Source organism: Streptomyces lydicus (genome assembly GCF_004125265.1).
In the GTDB taxonomy this organism is placed as follows: domain Bacteria; phylum Actinomycetota; class Actinomycetes; order Streptomycetales; family Streptomycetaceae; genus Streptomyces; species Streptomyces lydicus_C.
The window spans coordinates 37,190-57,416 of the sequence record NZ_RDTE01000002.1 but is presented as its reverse complement, the minus strand read 5'-3'; the positions used below and the strand labels follow the sequence as shown (position 1 = coordinate 57,416).

Sequence of the window (20,227 nt, the reverse complement as noted above, 5' to 3'; positions counted from 1 at the left end):
GATGGGATACATGGATGCCTCCACCAACATGGGGGACCGGCCATGACCGCGGCGCATCCCCGGTATGACTTCGGCGTGACGCTCCATCTGCCTCCACCGCACACCCACCTCCCGCCCCGTCTGGTCGGCTCTGCCTGGGTCGATCAGACGGGATGGGAGCTCCCCGCGCCCGCCCCTACGGGCCAGCTCAAGTCCGGCGCAGTCATGGCCTCAAGATCAGCCCTTGTCGTTCCGACCTCGGGTCGGTGGAAGAGCGGCTCCCCGCGGACAAGCTCGTCGAGAACACCACCAAGTCGCTCGTCGGTCACGAGGTCGGGTTCCATCCTTACCGGCGGTGAGCCGCTCGTCTCCACCAAAAAGGCTCTGGCCTCTGCCGCTACCGACGGCCAGGTCACTGCCGTCATTTCTGCTCGACATTCACGAGCCTGTTGATCACCAACTACCTCCGGAACCCGTCGACAAGTGCTGCTCCTAGAGATGAACGAAGCCAGACAGCAGACGACTCTGCCGTCAAGAAGCGCACACCCATGTACTGCTCCCCCACACGACGGCCAAAGACGCTCCGCCCGCACCACGTCACCGAACCCCTCCAACCCGAGCGAGACACCTCTCAGCCCCCGGCAACCGCCGCGGGCTTCGTCGTGCTGCCCGAAGGAAACCACCGTGCCCACCTTCGAGACTCCCCGCTTCACCACCGACCTCCAGCACCTCACCCCCGCCCAACGCCGCCGCTTCCACCACGTCGTCTTCGACTCCTTCGTCCCCGACCTGCGCACGGGGCTGTTCCGTCCCGGCCTGGCCCGGTCCATATCGCGGTCTATGGCTGCCAGATACGCCGCGTCGACGGGCAGTTTCCAGTGGCTCTGCCAGATCAGCCCGTCCAGAGGGACTGGTAGATGGGTGTTCAGAGTCCGTGGGGAATTCGCACGATCTCCCGGCAAACAGTCGGCGACGACGCCCCGTACGTATCTGCCGTACGGGGGAACACACACCGGGCGCCGCCCTCAAGCGCACGGTCCCGGGCCAGCCAGTCGTGACAATCGCGGTCATGACATCGATGACGGAGACCTTCCACCAGGCCCTGCAGAATGCGCTGGCCAGCCGGGACACAGTCAGTATCCGCAGCACCCTGATCGAGGTGTTGGAACGGGATCCTTCCAAGGCGGAGGTCTCGGCAGCCCACAAGGCGGCCCGAAGGATCGCTGAGGACGGGGACGCGGTCCTCATCTCCCTGCTTCCTGACCAGGCCGGCGCCGACGCCTACGTGCCTGCGGCCCGTGGGGCCGGGAGGCGGGCGTCGAACTACCTGACCGTGGACGAGAAGATCATCCAGGACTTGCCCTGCCGCGTCGAGCTAGCCACAGAGAAGTGGGACGCGCTCATCGACGAAGGCATACGGCTTACCCAGCAGAAGATCGAAAGCGACCCGATGCTGTCGGCGCTCCTGCCCGGCTGGAAGGCCGAACCGCGTGCCGAGAAGCGGACCCGCCTCACGGCAGAGGCAGCAGCCAGCTGACCCGCCGTTCAGCGAACCTGTGCCGGCACACAAGGCAGGAAGCGCGGTCTCCCTGGGCCGGGGATAGACGCGTTGTCGGGGCTGGGCCGTCTCAAGTGCATTCCTCTGGTGGCAACTTGGGCGCAGTGCGCAGACGACGGCTTGGGGAGAAGGCTCCATCGTGATTTTCTGTTGATGATCGCCCAGGCAGTCAGGCACCAGCCGCCCCTGGATTCCGGGCTGCCTGCCGATACTCTTCCCCTCGTGAGTTGGGCGTATCGACTGAAGGTTGTGACATGAGCAGAGTGCTGGCGGTGTACAGCGAGAAGGGCGGCGTGGGCAAGAGCGCTCTGTCCGCGGGCTTGGTCGCGGCCGCTCGGAAGCGGAAGCTCGGTGTCATTGCGGGTGATCTCGACCCGCGGGGTACCTTCACGGCAGAGCTGGGCATTTCAGTCGACGAAGCGCCCGCGTTCTCCATGAACGATCTACTTGCACTGGATCCCCAGGGAGAGACCGGTCTAGCCGCGGATGCGTTCGCTCCAGCTTCGAAGGCATGGTCGGACGTACAGGTCATTGCAGCGGAGCGGGCTCTCGCGAACCGGGAGACCGACAACGTGGCTGTCGGTCTGGAGTTCCGGCTGCGGCTGGGCCTGAAGGGCGTGATCGGGCCTGACATGGTCGGGATTCTGGATCTGCCGCCCCGGGCCGGCGGGAAGCTGGTGACGTCCGCTCTCGTAGCGGCCACAGACGTGCTCATCCCGGCGACGCTGGACGAGGATGGCCGTATCGGCACAGAGGAAGCTCTGAACACGATCAAGCTAGTCAAGGACCTGGGCATGAACCCGGACTTGAGGGTGGTCGGGATCATCCCGTCGATAGTGCCAGGGGGCCGCAACACGCTGAAGGACGCCATAGGGGCCTATCTCGCGGACACCTACGGGCCTCTTTATCGGGACGACCTGGTGATCCCCCGGCACTCGGTGCGGCAGCAGACCCGATTCGCGTGCGTGCCGATCACCGATGCGCCCGGCCGTGAGGCGCAGGTGCTCACCGAGGTGTACGACCGGATCCTCACGGCATCAGGAGTGGAAGCGTGAGCAACAAGCTGATCGCAGCAGGTGCCAGCCGCCTGAAGAAGGCAGCGGACTCGTCAGTCGACCCCGCCGTCCCTGCTGAGCTGCAGAAGCGTGCAGCGACAGACGTCTCGAAGCAGGGCCTGCTCGACGGCCAGGAGATCAGCGTCTTCGCCCGTGGTCGAGTTCTCAGCGCCGAAGACATCACCGGCACTCCTGAGGAGCAGCTGGCCTACATCACCGAGCGCCTGCATGAGATCGACCTCGCCGGTAAGCGTGCCGAGGACTTCACCGTCCTGAACAAGGCGGTGCTGCTGGAGGTCGCGCAGGAGCGCGAGCTGCACCTGGTGGCGGGCCACACCAACTTCTCGCTGTGGGCGGCGGGCGCGCTCGACGTCGAACCGAAGTACGTGTTCGAGCTGCTGCAGGACGCGGCTCGCATCCGGGCCATCAGCGAGCTGGGGGCCGAACACACGCAGTACCTGACGCGAGCGTCGGCCCGGAAGGTGATGGCGGAGGTGATCGACAGCCAGGGCCTGGAGTTTGCCCAGGTCGTGATGAGCGAGGGCTTGGCGCAGGCCGCGAAGCAAGGCAAGAAGCGGCCGACTGCCTCACTGCTCACCTCGATCGCAAGGGACTTGGCCACGCCTTCAATTCCTGCGCAGGAGCAGAGGTCAGAAATTTCTGACCTCCCGTCGACGCCTCCGGTGCCCGCCGCGATCGCAGCCTTGGAGCGAGCGGCCGCTTCGCTCAGGGAGCGCGTCCACTCTCCTCTCGCGCCGGCTGCGGTACAGGCTGCTTTGGAGGCCGACCCAGCCGCGACTCGCGAGCACCTGGAGCGCCTGGAGACCGAGATGCAGCGTGCCGTAAAGCGGCTGGCCGCCGCCAACCGCGCTGCTGCCGCAGGGACGGAGCAGACCGAAGCCGCCTCCACCTGACAGCCGGGACGGAGGTCAGAAATTTCTGACCTCTCGACAGCCCGCTGACACCCGTCACAATCGCGGCGTCCCTGAGATACGAAAGCCCTGTCCCCGGCATACGCCGGGGACAGGGCTTCGATCAGCATCAGACGGCCTCACGTCGTGCCGTAGGCCCTACGTGGGGAGCGCGCCGAGACATGCGCACTTTGCCGCGGGAGTGGACCGAGCCGAACCTCAACGCAAAAAGCGGCCCCCTCCACCCGGATCAAGGTCCGGGCGACGAGGGCCGCTTCCTGTGCTCAGGTGGGGTTGGTGACGAGCCGGAGTGCGGGTAGGGCGGTCTCGTCCAGCAACAGCGCGGACTCCAGGACGTGCAGCTCCCTGACGGCCAGGAACATCGGCTCCGTCCGGGTGCGCGGCAGGTGTAGGTAGCCGGTGATGCGGAGTTGGTCTCCCGGGGCCAGGTCGTTGAGCACGGCGTGGGCCATCTCTGGGTCGGCGACTCTGCACGGCAGGACCAAGTCGTCCGTGACGTCGTTGGTGGGGGAGACGGTGAGGCGGAACCGTGCGGTCGATCCGGTGGTATCGCCGGGCATGGTCGGCTCATCCAGGAACCCGTCGAGCACCAGAGGGTCGGTGAACGTCATGCCGCCTCCTTGCAGGGGGCCGGTGCCATGTCCGCAGCGGCGATAGCGAGCGGTCACGTGCGCACCGTCCGGCGGCGCAGCAGTGTCCGGATCCGGTAGCGGAGGGAGGCTCGCTCCTCGCTCTTCGCGATGGCGTCGGCGAGCAGTTCCTCGAGCTCGGTCATGTGCTCTTCGGCGAACCACTGGGGCTGGTAGTCGTCGCCGTGGCAGACCGGGCACAGGTGATCGTGGCCGACGAACTCGTACTGCGGTGGGCAGCCGACTTCTACGCAGGTCGGCTGGGTGGGGTCCTCGCCGACGCCGGAGCAGTACGGGCAGCGGGTGAAGCGGTAGTCGACGGGGGCGCCGTGGAGCTGGGCGAGGCCACGGATTCCGAGCTCGCGCAGCAGCGCGTCGGCGGCGAGGGCCTGGCGGTCGATGCCGGTGTGGTGGTGGTCGGCGAGCATCTGGACGGCGGTGCACCAGGCGAGGGTGGAGCGGTCGACCGGGACGGTGTAGCTGCTGGCCCACGGGTCGGTTGGGTTGGGTTCGGCGGGCGGTGGGATCGGCGCGGTGAGCGGGATGCCGAGGGTGGTGAGCTGGGCGGTGACGTCGGCGGTGCGGCGGGTGAACTGGTCGAAGACGGGGGTGGGCATCGGTCCTCACATTCGACGGGGCCGCCGGGACCGTGGTGGTCCCGGCGGCCGGGCGGGTGGGGTCAGCGGGTGGTCGGGGCGGGCGTGGCCTTGTGGCTGTCGCGGTGCGCGCTCTGCGCCGGTTCGGCGAGGACGCGAAGGCCGTGCGGCTCGCCGACCGGGCCGCAGGCGCTGCACACCACGGCGTAGTTGTGGCGGCCGGCGCAGCCGGAGTCGGCATCGCGAGGCTTGCCGGAGGGACGGACTGCGTGGGTGCACTCGGTGCCGTCCGGGTGGAGCGGGGAGATCTTCACGCTGATGCGGGCCATGGGCTTCGTCTCCTGTTCGGGTTCGGGGGAGGGGATGCGGTCGTCGGCCGCGATGAACGTCGGCGGCTGCGGGACGCCGGTGCGGTTGCCGCTCATGAGGTGCCCTCCGGAGCGAGGTGGGGGAGCTGAAGGAGGGCCTGGTCCACGAGGTCCTGCGGCGGGCGCCACGGCCCGAGCTGGCCGTGCAGCCACGGGATCGGCAGCGCCAGCTCCTGGACGTCGGCGAGAACCAGGTGGAACGCGCCGGGCTGTGCCCAGCGGGAGCACGAGGCGGCGCCGGCGGCGTCCTGGTGGCAGTCGGTGAGGCGGGCGGCGCCGATGACGGCCCGGGCGTGCAGGGTGCGGCCGCGGATCGCGGTGGCGACCAGCGGATCTCGCATCGGGGCCCGCTCCGTGGCCTGCCCGGCATGCAGCAGCAGCCAGCCGCGCCAGGACCAGGGGCGGGGCCGGTTCTCGATGTCTTTCCCCTCGAGGATGCAGGTCGCCCAGGGCTGGCGGATCGTGATGCCCCGGATCCAGGTACCCGGGTCAGCGGTGGTGGTGTCGCTCATGCGGCACGCCCCAGGGTGCTGGTGCCCGGCCGTCCGGCTCGGCGGCCGTTGATGGACGGCACGGCGGTGTGCTGAGGGCCGGCGAGGACGGCGCGGCCGCTGTGCTTGCCCGCGTACATCGCGGCGTCAGCTGCCCGCTGCAGCAACGCGAGGTCCGTCGTGCCGAGGACGTCGGGGGAGGCCGCGCCGACCGACGCGGCAACGTCGACCAGGGCGCCGTCGTCGACCTCCACCGGCTGCGCAAGCAGCCCGGTGAGCTGGGCGAGGCTGAGCTCGCGGCGGCCGGGTCCGATCCGGACCGCGACGGCGAACTCGTCGCCCCCGAGCCTGCCGACCACGCCGCGGCTGCCCGCCCAGGCGGTGAGCCGGTCGGCGGTCGCGGTCAGGACACGGTCACCGGCGGCGTGCCCGTAGGTGTCGTTGATCTGCTTGAAGCGGTCAACGTCGACCAGGGCCACCAGGGCACCGCCGCGGTACCGGTCGGCGATCTGCCGGGCCCGGGTGGTGTAGCCGTCGCGGCCGAGCAGGCCGGTGAGCAGGTCGCGGCGGGCGGCGGTGAGCTTGCGGTGCAGGCTGACGGCGTGCACTGTCCAGCCGGTCAGTGGGATCGCGAGGCTGGTGATGAACAGAGCGCGTTGCCCGATCGTGCCCTGTACGCGCACGGTGGAGGCCATACTGGTTTCTCCCTCTCGTCTGTGCGGGATGGGTGAGCCCGAGGCAGGCGACGGTTTCCAGACCTGGTGCGCCTGCCTCGGGTGTATCTACAGCTCGTAGATGGTCTTGCGGTGTCAGCTATCCGGGGTTCTTGAGTCCGGCCTGCCGTGCTGCGCGGGCAGGTCAGCTGGACGTGGCACCCGCGAGGATCTCGGCGTGGTCGAACGCGAGGCTCGGGAGATCGCCCAGCGGCCACCAGCGAGCGGTGGTCGCGTCATCCCCTGCCGTCGGCGGGAGGGGCGAGGGCAGGGTCGCGGTGTAGGCGACGGTGACGTACCGGCCGCGGGGGTCGCGGCCCGGGGCGTCGTAGGCGCCTACCTGCCGGAGGTCGGTGGTGGCGACGGTGATGCCCGTCTCCTCCTCCAACTCGCGGACGGCAGCAGCAAGACTGGTCTCCCCGACGCCCACATGACCGCCGGGCAAGGCCCAACAGCCCGCGTACGGGTCCCAGCCGCGCTCGATCAGCAGGACGTGTCCAGCAGCGAGTAGGACGACGTCGGCGGTGTAGCGAATCGTCTCGTCGGCGGTGTCGGTGATCACGGTGTCTCCTGGTCTCGAAAAGGCGTTGGCCAAGGCCGTGCTGTCCCGGCCAGCCGACCGGGACAGCACGGAACGTCAGCTGGCCGCGGAAGCGGCCGTGTCGAGTCCGGCACCGAGGAGCAGTTCGCGAATCGACTTCTCGTACTCGCCCGAGCGGAGCCGGTCGTGGAGCAGTTCGCCCACGGCCAGGCAGCGGGCGCGCAGGCGGATCGTGTTGACGGTGTCGGGGGCGGCGCCGGCTTCAGTCGCGGCCTTCACGGCTGCGGTGCGGGCGAGCGCGTCGGCGGTGATGAAGGCGGCCTTGCGTCGGCAGGTCTGGGCCCGGTGGTGTGCCCGCTGCCGGGCGCGGTTGTCGGTCACGCGCTCGCTCCAGGCGTCGTACCGTTGGCGGGAGTTGTCCGGGTCGGCGGCCCATTCGTCGGCCCACTGCCGGGCGAGGCTGGGCAGTTGGTCGATGAGGTTGAGGACCTGCTGGCCGCGGTGCCCGAGGGCCCGCCATGCGGGGGCCTCGTCGAGTACGCGCACCTGGTGGGACATCAGCCAGTACGGGTGATGGGCGCTCCAGTTGCCGGTCTCGCCGAGCGGCTCGACGGCGAACAGCAGCACCGGCCAGCCCTCCACGCGCTCCAGAATCTCGCCGGGCTGGCTGTACATGTGGAAGTAGCTGAACGGCTTGTCCGTGTACCACTTGCGCCCGGGGCTGGGGTGGTCGACGGTCTCGCTGATGTGGTCGGCGAGGTTGACGGTCGGGATGGTCTCGCCCGACTGGCGGGCGTACTCGGCCAGGGCCCTGCTGGTGGGCGGGACCGTGCCGTCGGGCCGGGTCGCGATGTAGAGGGGTCGGGTGCTGCGTGCCATGGTTCCTCCGTGTCGGGCGGACTGACGGGGCACCGCACCGTCCCGGCCGTGGTCGGGGCGGCACGGTGCCTGGTCAGGTAGTGCCGGTGGTGAGGTCTGAGGCCAGGTACACCTCCGTGAAGCCCTCGGCGCGCAGCTGGTCGGCGGTGGGCAGGAGCTGGTGGTGCTCGCGCACGATGTGCACGGGCACCATGCGGTCGCGGCCAGCGTTCTGCGCCTCCACCGTGGCCAGCGGCACGTCGAAGAGGACCGCGACGGTGGGGCGCTGCCAGTAGCGGGCGCGGGCGATGAGCCCGGCCCTGACGTGCGGGTGGATGTTGGTGGAGTCCACCAGGACGGGCAGGGCTCGGGAGAGCCGGGCGTCCAGGAGCAGGTTCTGGATCTCGACGGCGACCGGGGTGGCCGACTGGTCGATTTCGGAGTCGGTGGCCAGGCGCCGGTAGGAGTCGAGGGACACGCGCCAGCTGTCGGGGTAGCGGGCGGCGAAGGTCGACTTTCCGCAGCCCGGCGGCCCGATCAGGGCACACAGCGCGTCGACGGGGAGGTTCAGCGGGTTCATCAGGCTCCGTTTCGGGGTGAGAAGCACAGGTGGTGGCGGGCACCGCCGCTGACCTTCGCGGGGCCGCTTCCGGCTCGGGAGTCGGAGCCGGAAGCGGCGGGCGCGGGTTAGTCGGCGGCGGTGCCGGCGTCCTGGTCGACAGCCCGGTAGCGTTTGGTCTGCCTCAGGACTTGGTTGCGCTTGACGCCGAGGACGTCGGCGATGTCTTGCTGCGCGCCGTGGTACCGCTTCTGCAGGCGGTCGGTCTCCTGCCAGAAATCGGTCTCGATGCGCTCGTGCTCTTTCTCGCGGCGCTCGTTGGCCTGGGCGACCAGGTCGCGCAGCTCGTTGCGGGCCTGGTCGTCGGGGCGCGGGGTCATGGCTGGCTCCAGTCGGAGTTGAGGGACAATGTGTCTGCCCCCTGCTCCTGCTTGGAGCGGGCTGGGAGGCCCGGGGCGGCCGGCGGACCTTGGCCGGGATGGCGGCCGCCCCGGGGCGACGTCACCTGCGGCGGTGCTTGCCAGAGACCGTGCTCACGCGTTCGCTCAGGTGGCTCGTGCCGCGTGTGGTGACGTCGCCGGAGACCGTGCTGGCGTCGATCGAGCCGTCGGCCGCCGGGGTCGCGCTGACGTGGACGTCGCCGGAGACCGTGTTGGCGCGGAACTCGGTGCCGTTGTACGCACCGATCTCGATGTCACCAGAGACGGAGCTGACGTCGACGCGGGCGTCGACCCGGCCCACCTCGAAGTCGCCGCTGGTGGTGGTGCCGCGCAGGGTGTGCAGGCCACGGGCTTCGACGTCGCCGGAGACGGAGCGGACGTCCAGGACCTGGAGGTCGCCGTGGACGGTGAGGTCGGCGCTGGTGGTCTCCAGCCGCACTGAGGACTGGTCGCTGGGCAACTTCACTTCGACGGTGATGGTGCCCATCGCGCCGCCGCTGACGACGGTGCCCTGCTCGGCGACGACGCGGCCGTTCGAGACGACCTTGCGGCCGCCGATGATGACGTCGCCGTTGCTGATGGTCATGCCGGTCACGGAGCCGCGGACGACGCCGAAGTTCTGGCCGACCACCATGTTGCCGCCGTTGAAGCTGAAGGTGGAGTTGCCCATCGTCATCGTGTTGCGCTGGACCTCGGGGAGGCGGACGGTGAGGCAGTTGAGGTTCTGGTAGGTGCTCTCCTTCTGCGTGGCACCGCGCACCGCGTCGGCGAGGGGGCCTTCGTCGTCGTCCGTGCTCACCGTGACGACCGTGTTCTTCAGCGTCGGGTCGATGGTGACGTTGACGGTGCCGACGTGGCTGATGATGTCGGTCCACAGGGCGCCGGCGGCGGTGGCGGTGAAGGTCTGGGAGGTGCTCAAGGTGGACTCCTTGGTCGGAGAGGGCGGGGGCCGGGCGCCCCCACCCGCCAATAATGCATCCTCAGAAGATACATTTCTAGGGATTGGCATCTTTTGAGGATGCCTTTTCTGTTGGTGCAGGTCAGACGGCCACAGCGAAGACGGGGCGCACGAAGAAGCGCCCCGTCCTTCTCGGCCGGGGTGGAACGGGCAGTCCGTCAGTCGTCCAGGGCCTGGAACTGGATCTGCATGGAGAGACTGGTGGCGTCCTCGTCGCTGTCGGTGTGGCCGACGCGGTGGGGAGGCCGATGGCGCGGGCCTGGGCCAGCAGGCGCCGCGGGCGTGAGGGTCAGGTCGGCGGCGATGACCGCGATGGCGCCGGTGACCGCCAGGCCCCGGCGCCGAGGGCGCCGCGGATCAGCATGGTGGCCGTGTCGACAGGTAGGTCATCGCGTGGTGGCCTTGGTGGTGGCGACCAGGGCGGCGAGGGTCTCCCAGCCGTGGTGCCACGCACTGTCCAGGTGGAAGGCGCCGTTGATGCCGTAGTCGGCGAGCTTGTAGAAGCTGCCCTTGCCGGTCTTGGTGGCGATCTTCTCCAGCAGGCCCTTGCCCGGGACGCGGCGGTCCGCGGCGTAGTGGGTGCCGAAGGAGATGGCGAGGGCGGCCGCGGCGGCGGCCGGGTGGACCTTGATGCCGAGCGCGCGGGCGCCGGCCCCGGCGACGATCGCCTGCGTGGCCGTGTAGGTGAGGCAGTGGTGCAGGCACGCTTTGAGGCCGTCGGCGGTGCCGTGGGTCGTCTCCTTCTTCGTGTCCGGGTCCTGGTAGGTGACCGGGTGGTCGTCGGAGGCGCCCTTCACGCGGGCGCAGAAGTCGTCCTGGACCCAGAAATCTCCGATCTTGCTTCCGGCGCGGGTCAGTCCGAGAAGGGCGGCGAAGATGTCGGGGCGATGCGTCATGCTGGGTCTCTCCTGATCTCGATGAGGGTGAGGAGCGGGGTGGTCGGTCCTTTGCCGATGCGCGGCCACCTGGCGGTCCCGATCCGGCCGTTGTGGCCGAGGTCGGGTCGTTCAGAACGGGGGTTCGTCCGGCCAGGCCGGGAAGGGCAGGAGCCGGATGCACAGCTCGCGCCGGTACGCCCAGCAGCTGCACGCCTCCATCTCCGGGTTCGCGCCGCCGACCCACCAGCCGCCATCGCCCCGGCAGTCGGGGCAGGAGCGGCGGGGCTGGGGCTTGAGCTCGATGCGGTGCCGGTCGGCGTACAGCCGCCAGTGGCCGGCCTTGAGCACGGCGGTGGCCGTCGCCACAGCGACGGGCAGGGCCGCGAGCAGCAGGGCGGCGGGCAGGCGCCGGGCGGTCACGAGCGGGATGGCCCGGCAGATGCCGGCGTAGGCGTTGGCTCCGCTGCGGATCCTGCCGAGGTGGTCCTGCTCGGGGAAGGCGGAGGTGTCGGTGGCACGCGCGGAGGCCCTTTCGGTCAGGCGGCCAGCCGGTGCTTGGCCGGGGGAGCGATGTAGGTGCGCGGGTCGGCTGGAGTGCCGTCGTGGCACTCCAGGCAGTTGCCGAGCGTCTTGAGCGGGAGGCACGTGAAATACCGGCGCGAGCAGCGAGGGCAGGTCTGACGTGCTGCCATCGCCTTGTCGAGCGCGGCCTCCTTGCCGATCGTCATCGGGCGCACAGGCTTGGCGAGGTCGATCCGGTAGAGGTACGCGTACCGGCGGCCGTTGCGGCACAGGATTTGCGCGGCGACTGGCTGGCCGCCGATGCGCAGGCCGAGGGCGCGCAGTTGGCGGCGGGTGGCCAGGCCCTCATTGACCGGGGCCATCCGCCAGGGGTAGGTGGGGAGGCCGCCGTGGTGCTCGCCGGTCGGGTCGAAGTCGCGTGCACGCACTGGCTTTTACCTCCGGGTGAGGTGGTGGACTCGCGAGGTACACACTCACCATGCTGTAAACGGGTTTCACCTGTCAACATGTTTACAAATGAAAGGCGTTGACAGGTTCTGGCCTGGGCTCGATCCTCGAAGGCATGACGAACACGCCTCCCGCCGAGCACGTCGGCGTCACCGAGATCGGGGAGATGCTGAGCGTGAGCCGCCAGCGGGCCAACAAGCTGGTGGCGCGCGCCGACTTCCCCGCTCCGGTCGCCCAGACGAAGGCAGGCAGAGTGTGGGAGCGTGCGGCTGTCGTGAAGTGGGAGAAGGGGTGGGACCGGACGAACGTCGGCGGCCGGCCACCAAAGAGAGCCGCCCAGCAGTAGCTCGGGCTCATCACCAGTTGCGCCGCACGGATGTGACTTCGTGCGGCGCAACTGCCGTTTCCGATGGATTCGATGTCAACTCATCAGCTGGCTGTGCAGTTGGTGGGACAGAGGCCGGGCGGCCTGTCCGGTCCTCGGCAGCCGAGGGGCGGCCGAGGACCAGGCAGGGCGTCGGGTCAGGAGTTAGCGCGTGCGGCGGAGCCGGGCGATCGACTGCCGCAGCCCGTCCGCCCGCTGCCGCAGCTGGTCGAGGCGGGTGGGGTGGGTGTGCCGCCAGGCGGTGGGGAGAACGCCGTGCTCGGTGGGGAAGGACTGGGACGCGCCGCAGTTGCACGTCCAGGCGTACGGCTCGTCGGGGGTGTCGTCGCGGGTGGCGGTGACCTTGGCGGGGAGGCTGTCGTGGCTCCCGTGGAAGGTGCCGACCCAGAACTCGTTCACCTGCGGCTTCATCAGATTCCCCTTCGGGACTCGGTGGCGGTGGTGCTGGACGGGGTGGAGTGCGGGGTCAGCGCTGGAGCGGGTGAACGTTGCCGGGACCGAGATCGTCACCGGCCGGGGTGGGCGCGGGGATCGTGGCGTGCAGGTGGAGCGCGGGGTTGAACTGGTACTGCGGCGGGTGGTTGTGGACGATGGGCCGCAGGGTCAGGCCGCGCAGGGCGAAGGTGCTGGCCAGCGCCCACATGAGGGCGGCGAGCCCGGTGGCGGCGGCGCGGCCTCCGGCCGGGGCGGCGGACCAGATCATGGCGAGGCTTCCCGTGCCGAACAGCAGCCAGGCGATGCGGGCGCCGGCGTTGCCGAGGAAGCCGCCGATGAGTCCGAGCAGTCCGGTCAGCTGCCAGAACGCGTACAAGGCGGCTGGGGCGACGGAGAGGTGGGCGGCCTGGTCGGCCAGGAACATCCGGATGGGGTGGTCGACTGTGCCCCACAGTCCGCTGCCGTCACCGGCGCCGGTGGCCGGGGCCCCGGACAGGCCCTTGAGGGTGGCGCTGGCGATGTTGCCGGCGGTGTCCACCATCATGACGATGAGACTGAGCCCGGCGAACAGTGCGGCCGCCTTGATCCAGGTGGCGATCTCATGCCAGCCGGCATGCCGGGCCTGGAAGACGTCCTCCCACCGCTGATAGAGGAAGCCGTCCTCCTGCCAGGACTTCCTCCATGCGATGCGTAGCCGCTGCTTGTCCTTGCGGGCCGGGGGCAGTTCGTACTGGTCGAGGGTGTTGTTCGGGCGGGGCTGGCCGTTCATCTGCTTGTTGCTGGGCATGGTGCAGCTGCTCCTTCGGCGGAGGTCGGTGGTGAGCGGTGGCGGGCTGGCCGGAGTCGGTCAGCGGATGTCGTTGCGGGTGCGGGCGAAGAACATGCCGCGCGTGCTGTTGCGGATCTCGGTGTGGTGGGTGACCGGGCCCTGGTAGACGGTCTTGGTGACGGCGGAGCGCGCCTTGCTGATCACGCCGCCGATGGCGGTGGCGACCATCCCCAGGCCCGCGCACGGCAGGGTGACCATCAGGACGCCGTTCAACGTGGCGGAGGCCAGGCCCTGGAGCACGAGCCACGCCCCGCAGCCGATTCCGGTGACCCCGGCGCCCACGCCGATCGAGGCGACGGCGATCCCGGCCGCCCAGGCCGGGACGATCCGACGGTCTTCCTGCTTCACGGGCGGGGTGGCGCCGAAGGCCGGTGGCTCGGTGTCGTCGCGGAACGAGGTGGGGTGGTGCTGGATGGGCTTGCTCGTCCACGCGTCGATCAGGCGGCGGGCTTCGGCCGCGGCCTCGGACTCGGGCATGCCGGAATGGGTGTTGGTCAGGGGGTTCACCGGGTCTTCTCCGATCACGCGAAGGGAGCGCCCTCCACGCCGTGGCGGCGGGAGGGAGGGACACGCAACGGCGAAGGGCGCCGCCGGAGTTGATGTCCGGCGGCGCCCTTCGGCGTCGTGCGTGGTGGTGCGGGGGGGTTAGTCGGGGGTGTAGTTCAGTGCGCCGCAGTTCCAGCAGTCCCATTCGTCGGGGACTTCGACCAGGTCGCAGCAGTCACAGCCGTCGCCGTGCACGACGCAGTCTTCGCCGCAGCGCCAGCAGGTGAAGTGGAGGTGAGCCATGACCTTGTCCTTCCCCGTGATCGTGGTGGGGCCCGACAAGAGCATGCGCCAGATACCGGCGCTTCACAGCAGAGTTGGTGAAGTCGGCCGGGCGTCTCCGGGTCAGAGGTTGGAGAGTAGTCCGGCGAGCGAGGCGAGGCCGCTGTTGATGGTCGGGGCCAAGCCGGTCGCGGCGAGTGTGAAACCGAACAGCGTGCAGGTCAGCATGGAGCCGAAGCGGACGTATTCGCCCTTGAGCAGGACGGCGACGATGATGCCCAGCAGCACGGCGGCGGAGATCGAGAGGGCCACGGCGGGTGGAGCTCCTTCGGGATCGGGGTGGGGCCGGCCGTGCTCGGCGGGCCGGCCCCGGGATGGATGGGAGTGTCAGGCGTCGGTGAGGCTCTTGATGGCTTCCAGCGCCTGGCGGGCAGAGGTGACCTGCGGCTCGGGACGGTGGCTGCCGGACTTCGCGTCGCGCCCGCCGCCCTTGCTGCCCCCTCCGGCGCCGCGGTGACGGGACTTGCCGTCGCCGCCGTCGCTGTCGTCGTCCTTGGGGGCGGGCCAGAACTCGCCGGGCTCGGGCTCGCGGTACCAGTCGCCCCACAGGCCGCGCTTCTCCAGCTCGCTGATCTCGTAGTCGGTGAGCCGGTTGACCTCGTCGGGGAATAGGTTGGACAGGTCGGTGTCGAAGTCCGCGTACAGCGACCGCATGAGCACGGCGCGGCCGTTGTCGAGGACGATGACGGCGACGCCGCCGGTGGACACGCCGTTCTCGGGGTCGGCCTCGCCCTTGATGGCCCGCTCGATCGCGGAGCCTTCCTGGCGGGAGTAGCGGGCCGGGATGGTCGGCACGTCGTAGGCGTTCTCCATGGTGCCCTCCGCGGCCTTGCGGGTGGCGCCGGGCGAACCCATGTTGAAGATCACCGGCCTGCTGTTCTGCCGCAGGTTGTCCTTCATCTCCGTGGAGAACCCGTTGTGCGCGAACGGCGACTGGCCCGCCGGGTTGAAGCCGATGCCGTACTTCAGCCCGGTGACCGTGAGGTCCTCGCCGTCCTTTTGGATGAACTCGCCGAAGTCCCCGTCCTGCGCCGCGGTCATGAACTCGTCCGCGTACACGTTCAGCTGCCGGTAGGGGCAGCGGGGGTCGCCCGGCTTGTAGTCGTGCGGCTGGCCGTCGTGCGGCCAGGGCATCTCCGCCCGGATCTCGCACAGCGCCTTCGCCGCCCGCAGCGAACGGGCCATCCACAGCGCGTTCGAGCCCTGCCGGTCGATGTACCGGCCCAGCGTGGTGGTCTTCTCGTCCTTGCGGACGGTGGACAGCCACACCACCTGGCCGTCGAGGGACTGTGCGGCCATGTTGATCGCGAAGTACTGCGTCTTGCCGGAGCGGGACACGCCGAGGGTGAGGCCGTGGGCCGGGGCGTTCTTGTCGTGCTGGTAGACCATGGTCTTCACCGGCTGGCCGGTGATGGTGAACCCGCACACGAACATGCCCTTGGTGTCCGGGGTCAGCAGCTCGCGGGTGGCGGGGAAGATCGCGCTGAGCGGCGGGGTGTCGAAAGCGCTGATCAGGAACTCGTTGCCGTCGATGAGGACGAACACGCAGGAGTCGTCCTCGGGCAGGTTCAGCGCGCGGCAGACCTTGGCCAGGTCGATGCGCGGGGTGTCGGTGGAGTCGGCCATCTTCGCCCGGTAGAAAGTGACCCCGCGTTCGTCGTCGCGGGTCTTGTGGACCAGCTCGGAGCCGGGTGCGCCGCCCTTGGGCCCGCCGACCCGGTCCATCCAGCGCTCCTGCGGCGTCGGCTTCTTGCGGCGGCGCTGGTTGGCGTCGGGGGTGATGTGGGCTTCCATCCAGCCGGGTCCGCCCTGGCGGCCGGGCTGGATGGCGACCTCCGCGAGGGCGACGTCGCTGGAGTGCACGCCGAACGGGGCGGCGACGGCATCCTGCGTGAGACCGCTGATGGGTCGTCCGGTCTCCGAGGCGCGCAGCAGGATCGTCATGTCGTGGCGCTGGCCGGGGTGCCGGGTGGCCTTGACGATGTGGGTGCGGGCGGGCATCCCGGCCTGCTCCCACAGCATCCGCGCCTGGCGGGTGAGCAGGTTGGCGCCGTCGTCCGGATGCGCCACGGATGGCTCCGGAGCTTCGGCGGGCGCCAACTCCGGGACCGGGGTCGGGGTCGCGGCGGCGGGGCGGTGGCGGCGGCGGGTGTGCCGGGAGAACGGCATCACCAGGTAGCCGGCCGCCGCCCATCCGGCGGCGAGCAGCCCGTCCAGCCAGTACGGGCCCCAGCCGGGGGTGTGCCTGGCGGCGACGTCGACGGCGGCGGCCAGGACCAGCGGGGCCCAGCGCAGGATCTTGCGTCCGGCTCCGGGCTCATCGCTCTTGACGGCGAGGACCCAGCCGCCGATTCCGGCGGCGCCGGCCAGCTGCACGACCTGGTTGACGGGGCTGTCGGGGTAGATGTTCGGGGCCACGGCCAGCACGGGCGCGACGAGGGTGTAGGCGAGGCGTTCGAGCGCGACGCTGGGCGGCGTGGTCACCGGTTCTCCTTCGGAAAGCGGGCACGGGCGGCCCGCAGGTCGTGCGGGCCGCCCGTGGCGGGGGGGTGGGGGAGGGGTCAGCGGTTGAAGAAGCCGGCCTTGGGGGTCTTCTCGCGCCGGTTGGAGCGGATGTCGTCCAGCGCGCCGTAGAGCTTGGCGTGGGCGCGCCGGGTCTTGTGGGTGAGGTCGGCGGTCTCCTGGGTGGTGTCCTTGAGGACCTTGACCGACCGGGCGGCGCCGACCAGGGCAGTGGCCACGTTGGTGGTCAGGACGACGAACTTCGCATCGAGGTCGGCGTTCTCGACGTCGGTGGCGACGCCGTCGGTGTGATTGGCGTTGCCCTGCATGCTGCGGCGCAGGACCTCCAGGTCAACGGCGGCGTCGTCCAGGGCCTTGCCGAGCCTGGCCAGCTTGGTCTGGACAGCCTTGTACCGGTTGTCGCCGTTGGCCGGGGCGGGCGCGGCGTTGGTGTTGCGGGGTGCGAGCTCGCTGCTCATCAGCGGATCTCCTCCAGTGCTCAGTCGTGGTGGGCGGCGGCCGACGCGTGCTCGAGGCCCGCGTCTTCCTTGGCGTTCATGTCCTGGCCGTAGATGCGGGCGACCGCGGTGGCCGCGATCCGGGCGGCTTCCTTGGCGATGCCGCACTGCTCGGCACACCGCCCGGCCTGCGCCTTCATGCGGGACGCGGAGTCCGCCAGATCCGCGATCAGGTCGGTGACCTTGGTGTCGATGTTGTGGTCACCGATCAGGTCGGCGGCCATCTCCCGCAAGGCGCCGGCCACCTTGCCGATGGTCTCCATCAGAGCCTCGGCGCGCTCACGGTCGGAGGCGGCTTTCATGGCGATGTTCGCCATCTCCATCAGGTACTGGTCGAACGTGATGTCCGTGCGGTGCTGGCTGGCAAGGCCGCTGTGCCCGGACTGCCTGCTGGTCTGCGTGCTCACGCTGCTCCCATCCATGCCGGGCCGGCTGGTGCCGGGCCGCTTGGTGTGCTTCTCCGGCGCGGGCGGCAGGCCCTTGACGCCGGTGGTCACGGCTGCGGGCGCATCGGGGACGATGTCCGCGTCGACGATGTCGTCCTCGCCCTTGCTGCCGGTGCGCGGTGGGCGGGTGGGCCGGTCGGGCCACTCCACCGTCGGGGTGGGGTCCTGCGCGCCGAACGGGCTGTCCGACGGCCGGCCGCGCCGCCGCCCGGCACGACCAGCGCGCCCGCGCCACGTTCGGCCGGTACCGGCCCGGCCGGTACCGGTGCGGCGGGCACGTCCGTGCCGTCCGGCGGTTCCTGCGCCCGTGCGCCGACGCCGGAACCGGCGCCGCTCCTTCGAACCGTCAGACGGCCCGTCACCGGCCTTGGATTCCTTGCCCGGCCCATCGGACGCCTCACCGTCCCTGGCCGCGCTGGAGGCCCCGCCGGGCCCATCCTTGGCGGTCTTCTCGCCCTTGCCGTCGGCGCCCTTGCCGTCCTTGCGGTCCTTGCGGTCCTTGCGGTCCTTGGCGTCCTTCGCGTCCTTCGCTTCGGCGTCCTTGCGGTCCTTGGCGTCCTTCGCGTCGGCGCGGCGCTTGTCCCAGCGGCGCTGGGCTTCCTCCGTGACGGCCTGTCCCAAGGTGGTGCGGCCCGGTTCGGACGACTCCGCGGCCTCCCGCTTTGCCTCCCGCTTCGCTTTCCGTGCCGCGTCGCGCTCCTGGCGCTTCGCACGGCGCTCCTCCCACGCCCGCTGCCGCTGGGCGCGGGCCTGGTCGCGGTCCTTGGTCCGGTCGGCGATGCCAGCGGTGTGCCCGGCGCTGCGCCGCTCTTGGCGCCCGGCCTGCCGGGCCCCGGCGCGCTCCTGGCGGCCGCGGGCCCGCTCGGCACGGGCGCTGGACGCCGGGCCGTGCTGACCCCGGCCGCCGCCGTCACCCTTCGAGCTACCGCCTCGATCCGAACCGCTCCGACCGGAGCTGCCAGAGCCCGCCTGGGAGCCTTTCGAGCCCCCAGACGGCCCGTTGCGCCCGGAACCGGGAGTACGACTGCCAGAGGACCGCTCAGGGCCCTTCGTGCCGCCCTTGCCGCCTCCGCCGCCCCCGGTCGATCCGGCCCCCGAACGCCCGCCGGGGACGCCGGAGTTAGAGCCGCGCGACGACCCGGGCCGGTTCGACCCCGGGCCCGAGTTGCTGCGGGACGGTCCGCTGCCGCCTCCGCCGCGCGAGGACCCGCTCCCGCCGCCGGCCTTCGAGCGGCCCTTGTCCGCCCCCAGGCCGGAGCCGGACGACTTCGAGCGGTCGGCATCAGCCTTTCCGCGCGCCGCCGCCTTGTCGCCCTTCGCTTTCATCATCGCGGCATGGAGCTTTCCATTCTGCTCCATCATCGCGACTTCCTGCGCGGTGCGGCCCTCCAGCAGCGCAGCCTTACGCGCTATTTCAGCCTCACGGAAAGGCGCTTCACCTTCATGAAGTGCCCGCGCCCTCTCCAGCCGGAATTCGAGCCAGTCGCCGAGACGGTCCGCGAGAGAACGAGGCTGCTCGTATTCACCTTCCTCGTATTCACCTTCGACTTCTTCGGTTTCTGGTTCCGTAATTCCTTCCGAACGCAGCGACATTGCCGGGTCCGGGGCAGTAGGAATGGGCGGCAGTTCCATCGTCGCCTCTTCCGGGGTCTCCGGCGGAGCCTCCGGGGTTTCATCCCTCGGTGGAAGGGTGTCGGCGAAATCCGGGACCGGCGGTGGTGCGTACGAGGAATCACCGCTCCAGGGGCCGCGGACCAGGATCCCGTTCGGGTCGTCCACGTCGGACACGGTGCACCTCCCTCCAGGGACTTGACAGACAGTGGGGTCTCGTGTGCACGCGCGTGCACGTGCACGTGTGCACGCTTTACGCGCGCGAGGCCCCGCCGGCGCCCGGCGGGGCCTTCATGGGTGACGCTCAGTTACGCGGGCCGTGCTGCTCCAGCACCTGCTGCGCGTACTGCATGAGGTGGTTCCACAGCCGCGCATCGCCCTCGGCCCGCTTGTCGACGGCGAGCTTGAACAGGCGGCACACGCTGGTGAATCCGGGAATGACGTCATCGCGTCCGGCTTTGACGTCCTTGGAGATCCGGGATCGAGTAACGCGGAGCCAGAATTCCATCCGGCCCATCTCGCCGCGACTTTCGATCGCCTTGCGCTCTTCGCCCTTCAGCCAGTCGTTTCGCCCTTGAATTGAGCGTTCGACGCTGTTGAGGGGGCGCGTCACGCCGACTCCCTGTCACTCAGGTCGTAAATCGACGTGGGGCCACCATAGCGGGAATTGTGGTTCTGTGCATCCTGCTGCGGCGGATTGGGTGCGGCCTGGAGCGTCTGCGGGTTCTTCTTCCGCCGCCGCTCCAGCTCCTTTTCCTTCCTTTCCTGGGCCGTGTTCACAACGGCCTCGTCGTGGGCGCGGCGCTTGTAGGCGCTCTTTTCCAGGCCGTCGGTGAGGTTGTTGAGGTTCTTGAGAACGTTGCCGAGGGCCTTTTCGACGGGCATCGCGCGCAGCCTGGCGTGGTACCAGCGGTCGCCCGTCACGTGTGTCTCGCGCAGGTGCACGCGGGTCTCCATCGCGAGGATCTCCAGGCTCTTGCCGATGTCCAGCAGGACCCGCTGAACGTCGGCCAGGTACCGGGCGGTTGCCTCCGGGCTCTGCGCGACGTCACGCAGAGGGGGGTCGGTCGGGTCGTTGCTGTTCACGGCAGTGATTCCTCCTGGTGTACTGGTGAGGCTGTCGGCGGGCTTCCGGCAGTCGCAGCGAGG

Annotated in this window: 27 protein-coding genes; 4 read left to right on the top strand and 23 right to left on the bottom strand. The window is 70.0% G+C overall.

Annotated features, from left to right (window positions below):
- Positions 1 to 1,048 precede the first annotated feature (1,048 nt).
- The 3 genes from D9V36_RS02780 (at position 1,049) to D9V36_RS02770 (ending at position 3,506) form a co-directional block, all read left to right on the top strand.
- Positions 1,049 to 1,516 carry a hypothetical protein gene (locus tag D9V36_RS02780; protein ID WP_129292331.1) on the top strand — a complete coding sequence of 156 codons (468 nt, stop codon included), beginning with the start codon at positions 1,049 to 1,051 and terminating at the stop codon, positions 1,514 to 1,516.
- Between the two features lie 275 nt (positions 1,517 to 1,791).
- Positions 1,792 to 2,592 (top strand): ParA family protein, encoded by an 801-nt coding sequence (locus D9V36_RS02775; RefSeq protein ID WP_129292330.1) that lies wholly within the window; start codon positions 1,792 to 1,794, stop codon positions 2,590 to 2,592.
- Entirely contained in the window at positions 2,589 to 3,506 is a 918-nt protein-coding gene (locus D9V36_RS02770; RefSeq protein WP_129292329.1) for a hypothetical protein, read from the top strand. Before D9V36_RS02775 ends, D9V36_RS02770 begins: the two co-directional genes overlap by 4 nt.
- A 281-nt stretch (positions 3,507 to 3,787) precedes the next feature.
- Here the strand turns inward: D9V36_RS02770 and D9V36_RS02765 are convergent, their stop codons facing one another.
- The 13 genes from D9V36_RS02765 to D9V36_RS02705 form a co-directional block, all read right to left on the bottom strand.
- Positions 3,788 to 4,135 carry a hypothetical protein gene (locus D9V36_RS02765; protein ID WP_129292328.1) on the bottom strand — a complete coding sequence of 116 codons (348 nt, stop codon included), beginning with the start codon at positions 4,133 to 4,135 and terminating at the stop codon, positions 3,788 to 3,790.
- Positions 4,136 to 4,188: 53 nt separating this feature from the next.
- Complete coding sequence (locus D9V36_RS02760) at positions 4,189 to 4,770, bottom strand: hypothetical protein (protein ID WP_129292327.1); 582 nt, start codon at positions 4,768 to 4,770, stop codon at positions 4,189 to 4,191.
- A 62-nt stretch (positions 4,771 to 4,832) separates the two neighbouring features.
- Positions 4,833 to 5,174, bottom strand: coding sequence for a hypothetical protein (locus D9V36_RS02755; RefSeq protein WP_129292326.1), 342 nt, complete (start codon positions 5,172 to 5,174; stop codon positions 4,833 to 4,835).
- A complete protein-coding gene (locus tag D9V36_RS02750; protein ID WP_129292325.1) occupies positions 5,171 to 5,629 on the bottom strand; it encodes a hypothetical protein in 459 nt (152 codons plus the stop codon). The genes D9V36_RS02755 and D9V36_RS02750 overlap by 4 nt, the downstream gene beginning before the upstream one ends.
- A complete protein-coding gene (locus D9V36_RS02745; protein WP_129292324.1) occupies positions 5,626 to 6,303 on the bottom strand; it encodes a GGDEF domain-containing protein in 678 nt (225 codons plus the stop codon). Before D9V36_RS02745 ends, D9V36_RS02750 begins: the two co-directional genes overlap by 4 nt.
- 163 nt (positions 6,304 to 6,466) lie before the next feature.
- Positions 6,467 to 6,880, bottom strand: a complete 414-nt coding sequence (locus D9V36_RS02740) for an NUDIX domain-containing protein (protein ID WP_431357635.1) — start codon at positions 6,878 to 6,880, stop codon at positions 6,467 to 6,469.
- A 78-nt stretch (positions 6,881 to 6,958) separates the two neighbouring features.
- Complete coding sequence (locus D9V36_RS02735; RefSeq protein WP_129292322.1) at positions 6,959 to 7,741, bottom strand: hypothetical protein; 783 nt, start codon at positions 7,739 to 7,741, stop codon at positions 6,959 to 6,961.
- A gap of 73 nt (positions 7,742 to 7,814) precedes the next feature.
- A complete protein-coding gene (locus tag D9V36_RS02730; RefSeq protein WP_129292321.1) occupies positions 7,815 to 8,300 on the bottom strand; it encodes an AAA family ATPase in 486 nt (161 codons plus the stop codon).
- Positions 8,301 to 8,407: 107 nt separating this feature from the next.
- Positions 8,408 to 8,659, bottom strand: a complete 252-nt coding sequence (locus D9V36_RS02725; RefSeq protein WP_129292320.1) for a hypothetical protein — start codon at positions 8,657 to 8,659, stop codon at positions 8,408 to 8,410.
- Between the two features lie 121 nt (positions 8,660 to 8,780).
- Positions 8,781 to 9,638 (bottom strand): DUF4097 family beta strand repeat-containing protein, encoded by an 858-nt coding sequence (locus D9V36_RS02720; protein WP_129292319.1) that lies wholly within the window; start codon positions 9,636 to 9,638, stop codon positions 8,781 to 8,783.
- A gap of 425 nt (positions 9,639 to 10,063) precedes the next feature.
- On the bottom strand, positions 10,064 to 10,573 hold the full coding sequence (locus D9V36_RS02715; protein WP_129292318.1) for a hypothetical protein: 510 nt from the start codon (positions 10,571 to 10,573) through the stop codon (positions 10,064 to 10,066).
- A 111-nt stretch (positions 10,574 to 10,684) separates the two neighbouring features.
- Positions 10,685 to 10,975, bottom strand: coding sequence for a hypothetical protein (locus D9V36_RS02710; RefSeq protein WP_129292317.1), 291 nt, complete (start codon positions 10,973 to 10,975; stop codon positions 10,685 to 10,687).
- A 116-nt stretch (positions 10,976 to 11,091) separates the two neighbouring features.
- Positions 11,092 to 11,505, bottom strand: a complete 414-nt coding sequence (locus tag D9V36_RS02705; RefSeq protein ID WP_129292316.1) for an RRQRL motif-containing zinc-binding protein — start codon at positions 11,503 to 11,505, stop codon at positions 11,092 to 11,094.
- A 134-nt stretch (positions 11,506 to 11,639) separates the two neighbouring features.
- Between D9V36_RS02705 and D9V36_RS02700 the strand changes: the two genes are divergently transcribed.
- Positions 11,640 to 11,870, top strand: a complete 231-nt coding sequence (locus D9V36_RS02700) for a hypothetical protein (protein ID WP_129292315.1) — start codon at positions 11,640 to 11,642, stop codon at positions 11,868 to 11,870.
- Positions 11,871 to 12,053: 183 nt separating this feature from the next.
- Here D9V36_RS02700 and D9V36_RS02695 read toward each other — a convergent pair whose 3' ends face one another.
- From D9V36_RS02695 to D9V36_RS02655, 10 genes are all read right to left on the bottom strand, one after another.
- On the bottom strand, positions 12,054 to 12,320 hold the full coding sequence (locus D9V36_RS02695; RefSeq protein WP_129292314.1) for a hypothetical protein: 267 nt from the start codon (positions 12,318 to 12,320) through the stop codon (positions 12,054 to 12,056).
- Between the two features lie 55 nt (positions 12,321 to 12,375).
- Complete coding sequence (locus tag D9V36_RS02690) at positions 12,376 to 13,131, bottom strand: hypothetical protein (protein ID WP_129292313.1); 756 nt, start codon at positions 13,129 to 13,131, stop codon at positions 12,376 to 12,378.
- A gap of 60 nt (positions 13,132 to 13,191) precedes the next feature.
- Positions 13,192 to 13,680, bottom strand: coding sequence for a hypothetical protein (locus D9V36_RS02685; protein ID WP_129292312.1), 489 nt, complete (start codon positions 13,678 to 13,680; stop codon positions 13,192 to 13,194).
- Between the two features lie 138 nt (positions 13,681 to 13,818).
- Positions 13,819 to 14,007 carry a hypothetical protein gene (locus tag D9V36_RS40635; protein ID WP_164992840.1) on the bottom strand — a complete coding sequence of 63 codons (189 nt, stop codon included), beginning with the start codon at positions 14,005 to 14,007 and terminating at the stop codon, positions 13,819 to 13,821.
- Positions 14,008 to 14,064: 57 nt separating this feature from the next.
- Positions 14,065 to 14,253, bottom strand: a complete 189-nt coding sequence (locus D9V36_RS02680) for a hypothetical protein (protein ID WP_129292311.1) — start codon at positions 14,251 to 14,253, stop codon at positions 14,065 to 14,067.
- Positions 14,254 to 14,328: 75 nt separating this feature from the next.
- Entirely contained in the window at positions 14,329 to 16,485 is a 2,157-nt protein-coding gene (locus tag D9V36_RS02675; RefSeq protein WP_129292310.1) for a chromosome segregation protein ParM, read from the bottom strand.
- A gap of 77 nt (positions 16,486 to 16,562) precedes the next feature.
- Complete coding sequence (locus D9V36_RS02670; protein ID WP_129292309.1) at positions 16,563 to 16,982, bottom strand: conjugal transfer protein TraB; 420 nt, start codon at positions 16,980 to 16,982, stop codon at positions 16,563 to 16,565.
- A 20-nt stretch (positions 16,983 to 17,002) separates the two neighbouring features.
- Positions 17,003 to 18,829, bottom strand: coding sequence for an ATP/GTP-binding protein (locus D9V36_RS02665; protein WP_129292347.1), 1,827 nt, complete (start codon positions 18,827 to 18,829; stop codon positions 17,003 to 17,005).
- Between the two features lie 553 nt (positions 18,830 to 19,382).
- The gene (locus tag D9V36_RS02660; protein ID WP_129292308.1) at positions 19,383 to 19,691 is read right to left on the bottom strand and encodes a hypothetical protein; all 309 of its coding nucleotides are present in this window, start codon (positions 19,689 to 19,691) and stop codon (positions 19,383 to 19,385) included.
- Positions 19,688 to 20,164: a hypothetical protein gene (locus D9V36_RS02655; protein WP_129292307.1), complete on the bottom strand. Its 477-nt coding sequence runs from the start codon at positions 20,162 to 20,164 to the stop codon at positions 19,688 to 19,690. Before D9V36_RS02655 ends, D9V36_RS02660 begins: the two co-directional genes overlap by 4 nt.
- Between the last annotated feature and the right edge of the window lie 63 nt (positions 20,165 to 20,227).

Coding starts and splice junctions, on each gene's coding strand:
- D9V36_RS02780 (WP_129292331.1), top strand. CDS start 1,049: ATGACATCGATGACGGAGACCTTCCACCAGGCCCTGCAGAATGCGCTG.
- D9V36_RS02775 (WP_129292330.1), top strand. CDS start 1,792: ATGAGCAGAGTGCTGGCGGTGTACAGCGAGAAGGGCGGCGTGGGCAAG.
- D9V36_RS02765 (WP_129292328.1), bottom strand. CDS start 4,135: ATGACGTTCACCGACCCTCTGGTGCTCGACGGGTTCCTGGATGAGCCG.
- D9V36_RS02760 (WP_129292327.1), bottom strand. CDS start 4,770: ATGCCCACCCCCGTCTTCGACCAGTTCACCCGCCGCACCGCCGACGTC.
- D9V36_RS02755 (WP_129292326.1), bottom strand. CDS start 5,174: ATGAGCGGCAACCGCACCGGCGTCCCGCAGCCGCCGACGTTCATCGCG.
- D9V36_RS02750 (WP_129292325.1), bottom strand. CDS start 5,629: ATGAGCGACACCACCACCGCTGACCCGGGTACCTGGATCCGGGGCATC.
- D9V36_RS02745 (WP_129292324.1), bottom strand. CDS start 6,303: ATGGCCTCCACCGTGCGCGTACAGGGCACGATCGGGCAACGCGCTCTG.
- D9V36_RS02735 (WP_129292322.1), bottom strand. CDS start 7,741: ATGGCACGCAGCACCCGACCCCTCTACATCGCGACCCGGCCCGACGGC.
- D9V36_RS02730 (WP_129292321.1), bottom strand. CDS start 8,300: ATGAACCCGCTGAACCTCCCCGTCGACGCGCTGTGTGCCCTGATCGGG.
- D9V36_RS02725 (WP_129292320.1), bottom strand. CDS start 8,659: ATGACCCCGCGCCCCGACGACCAGGCCCGCAACGAGCTGCGCGACCTG.
- D9V36_RS02715 (WP_129292318.1), bottom strand. CDS start 10,573: ATGACGCATCGCCCCGACATCTTCGCCGCCCTTCTCGGACTGACCCGC.
- D9V36_RS02700 (WP_129292315.1), top strand. CDS start 11,640: ATGACGAACACGCCTCCCGCCGAGCACGTCGGCGTCACCGAGATCGGG.
- D9V36_RS02695 (WP_129292314.1), bottom strand. CDS start 12,320: ATGAAGCCGCAGGTGAACGAGTTCTGGGTCGGCACCTTCCACGGGAGC.
- D9V36_RS02690 (WP_129292313.1), bottom strand. CDS start 13,131: ATGCCCAGCAACAAGCAGATGAACGGCCAGCCCCGCCCGAACAACACC.
- D9V36_RS40635 (WP_164992840.1), bottom strand. CDS start 14,007: ATGCTCTTGTCGGGCCCCACCACGATCACGGGGAAGGACAAGGTCATG.
- D9V36_RS02670 (WP_129292309.1), bottom strand. CDS start 16,982: ATGAGCAGCGAGCTCGCACCCCGCAACACCAACGCCGCGCCCGCCCCG.
- D9V36_RS02665 (WP_129292347.1), bottom strand. CDS start 18,829: ATGATGGAGCAGAATGGAAAGCTCCATGCCGCGATGATGAAAGCGAAG.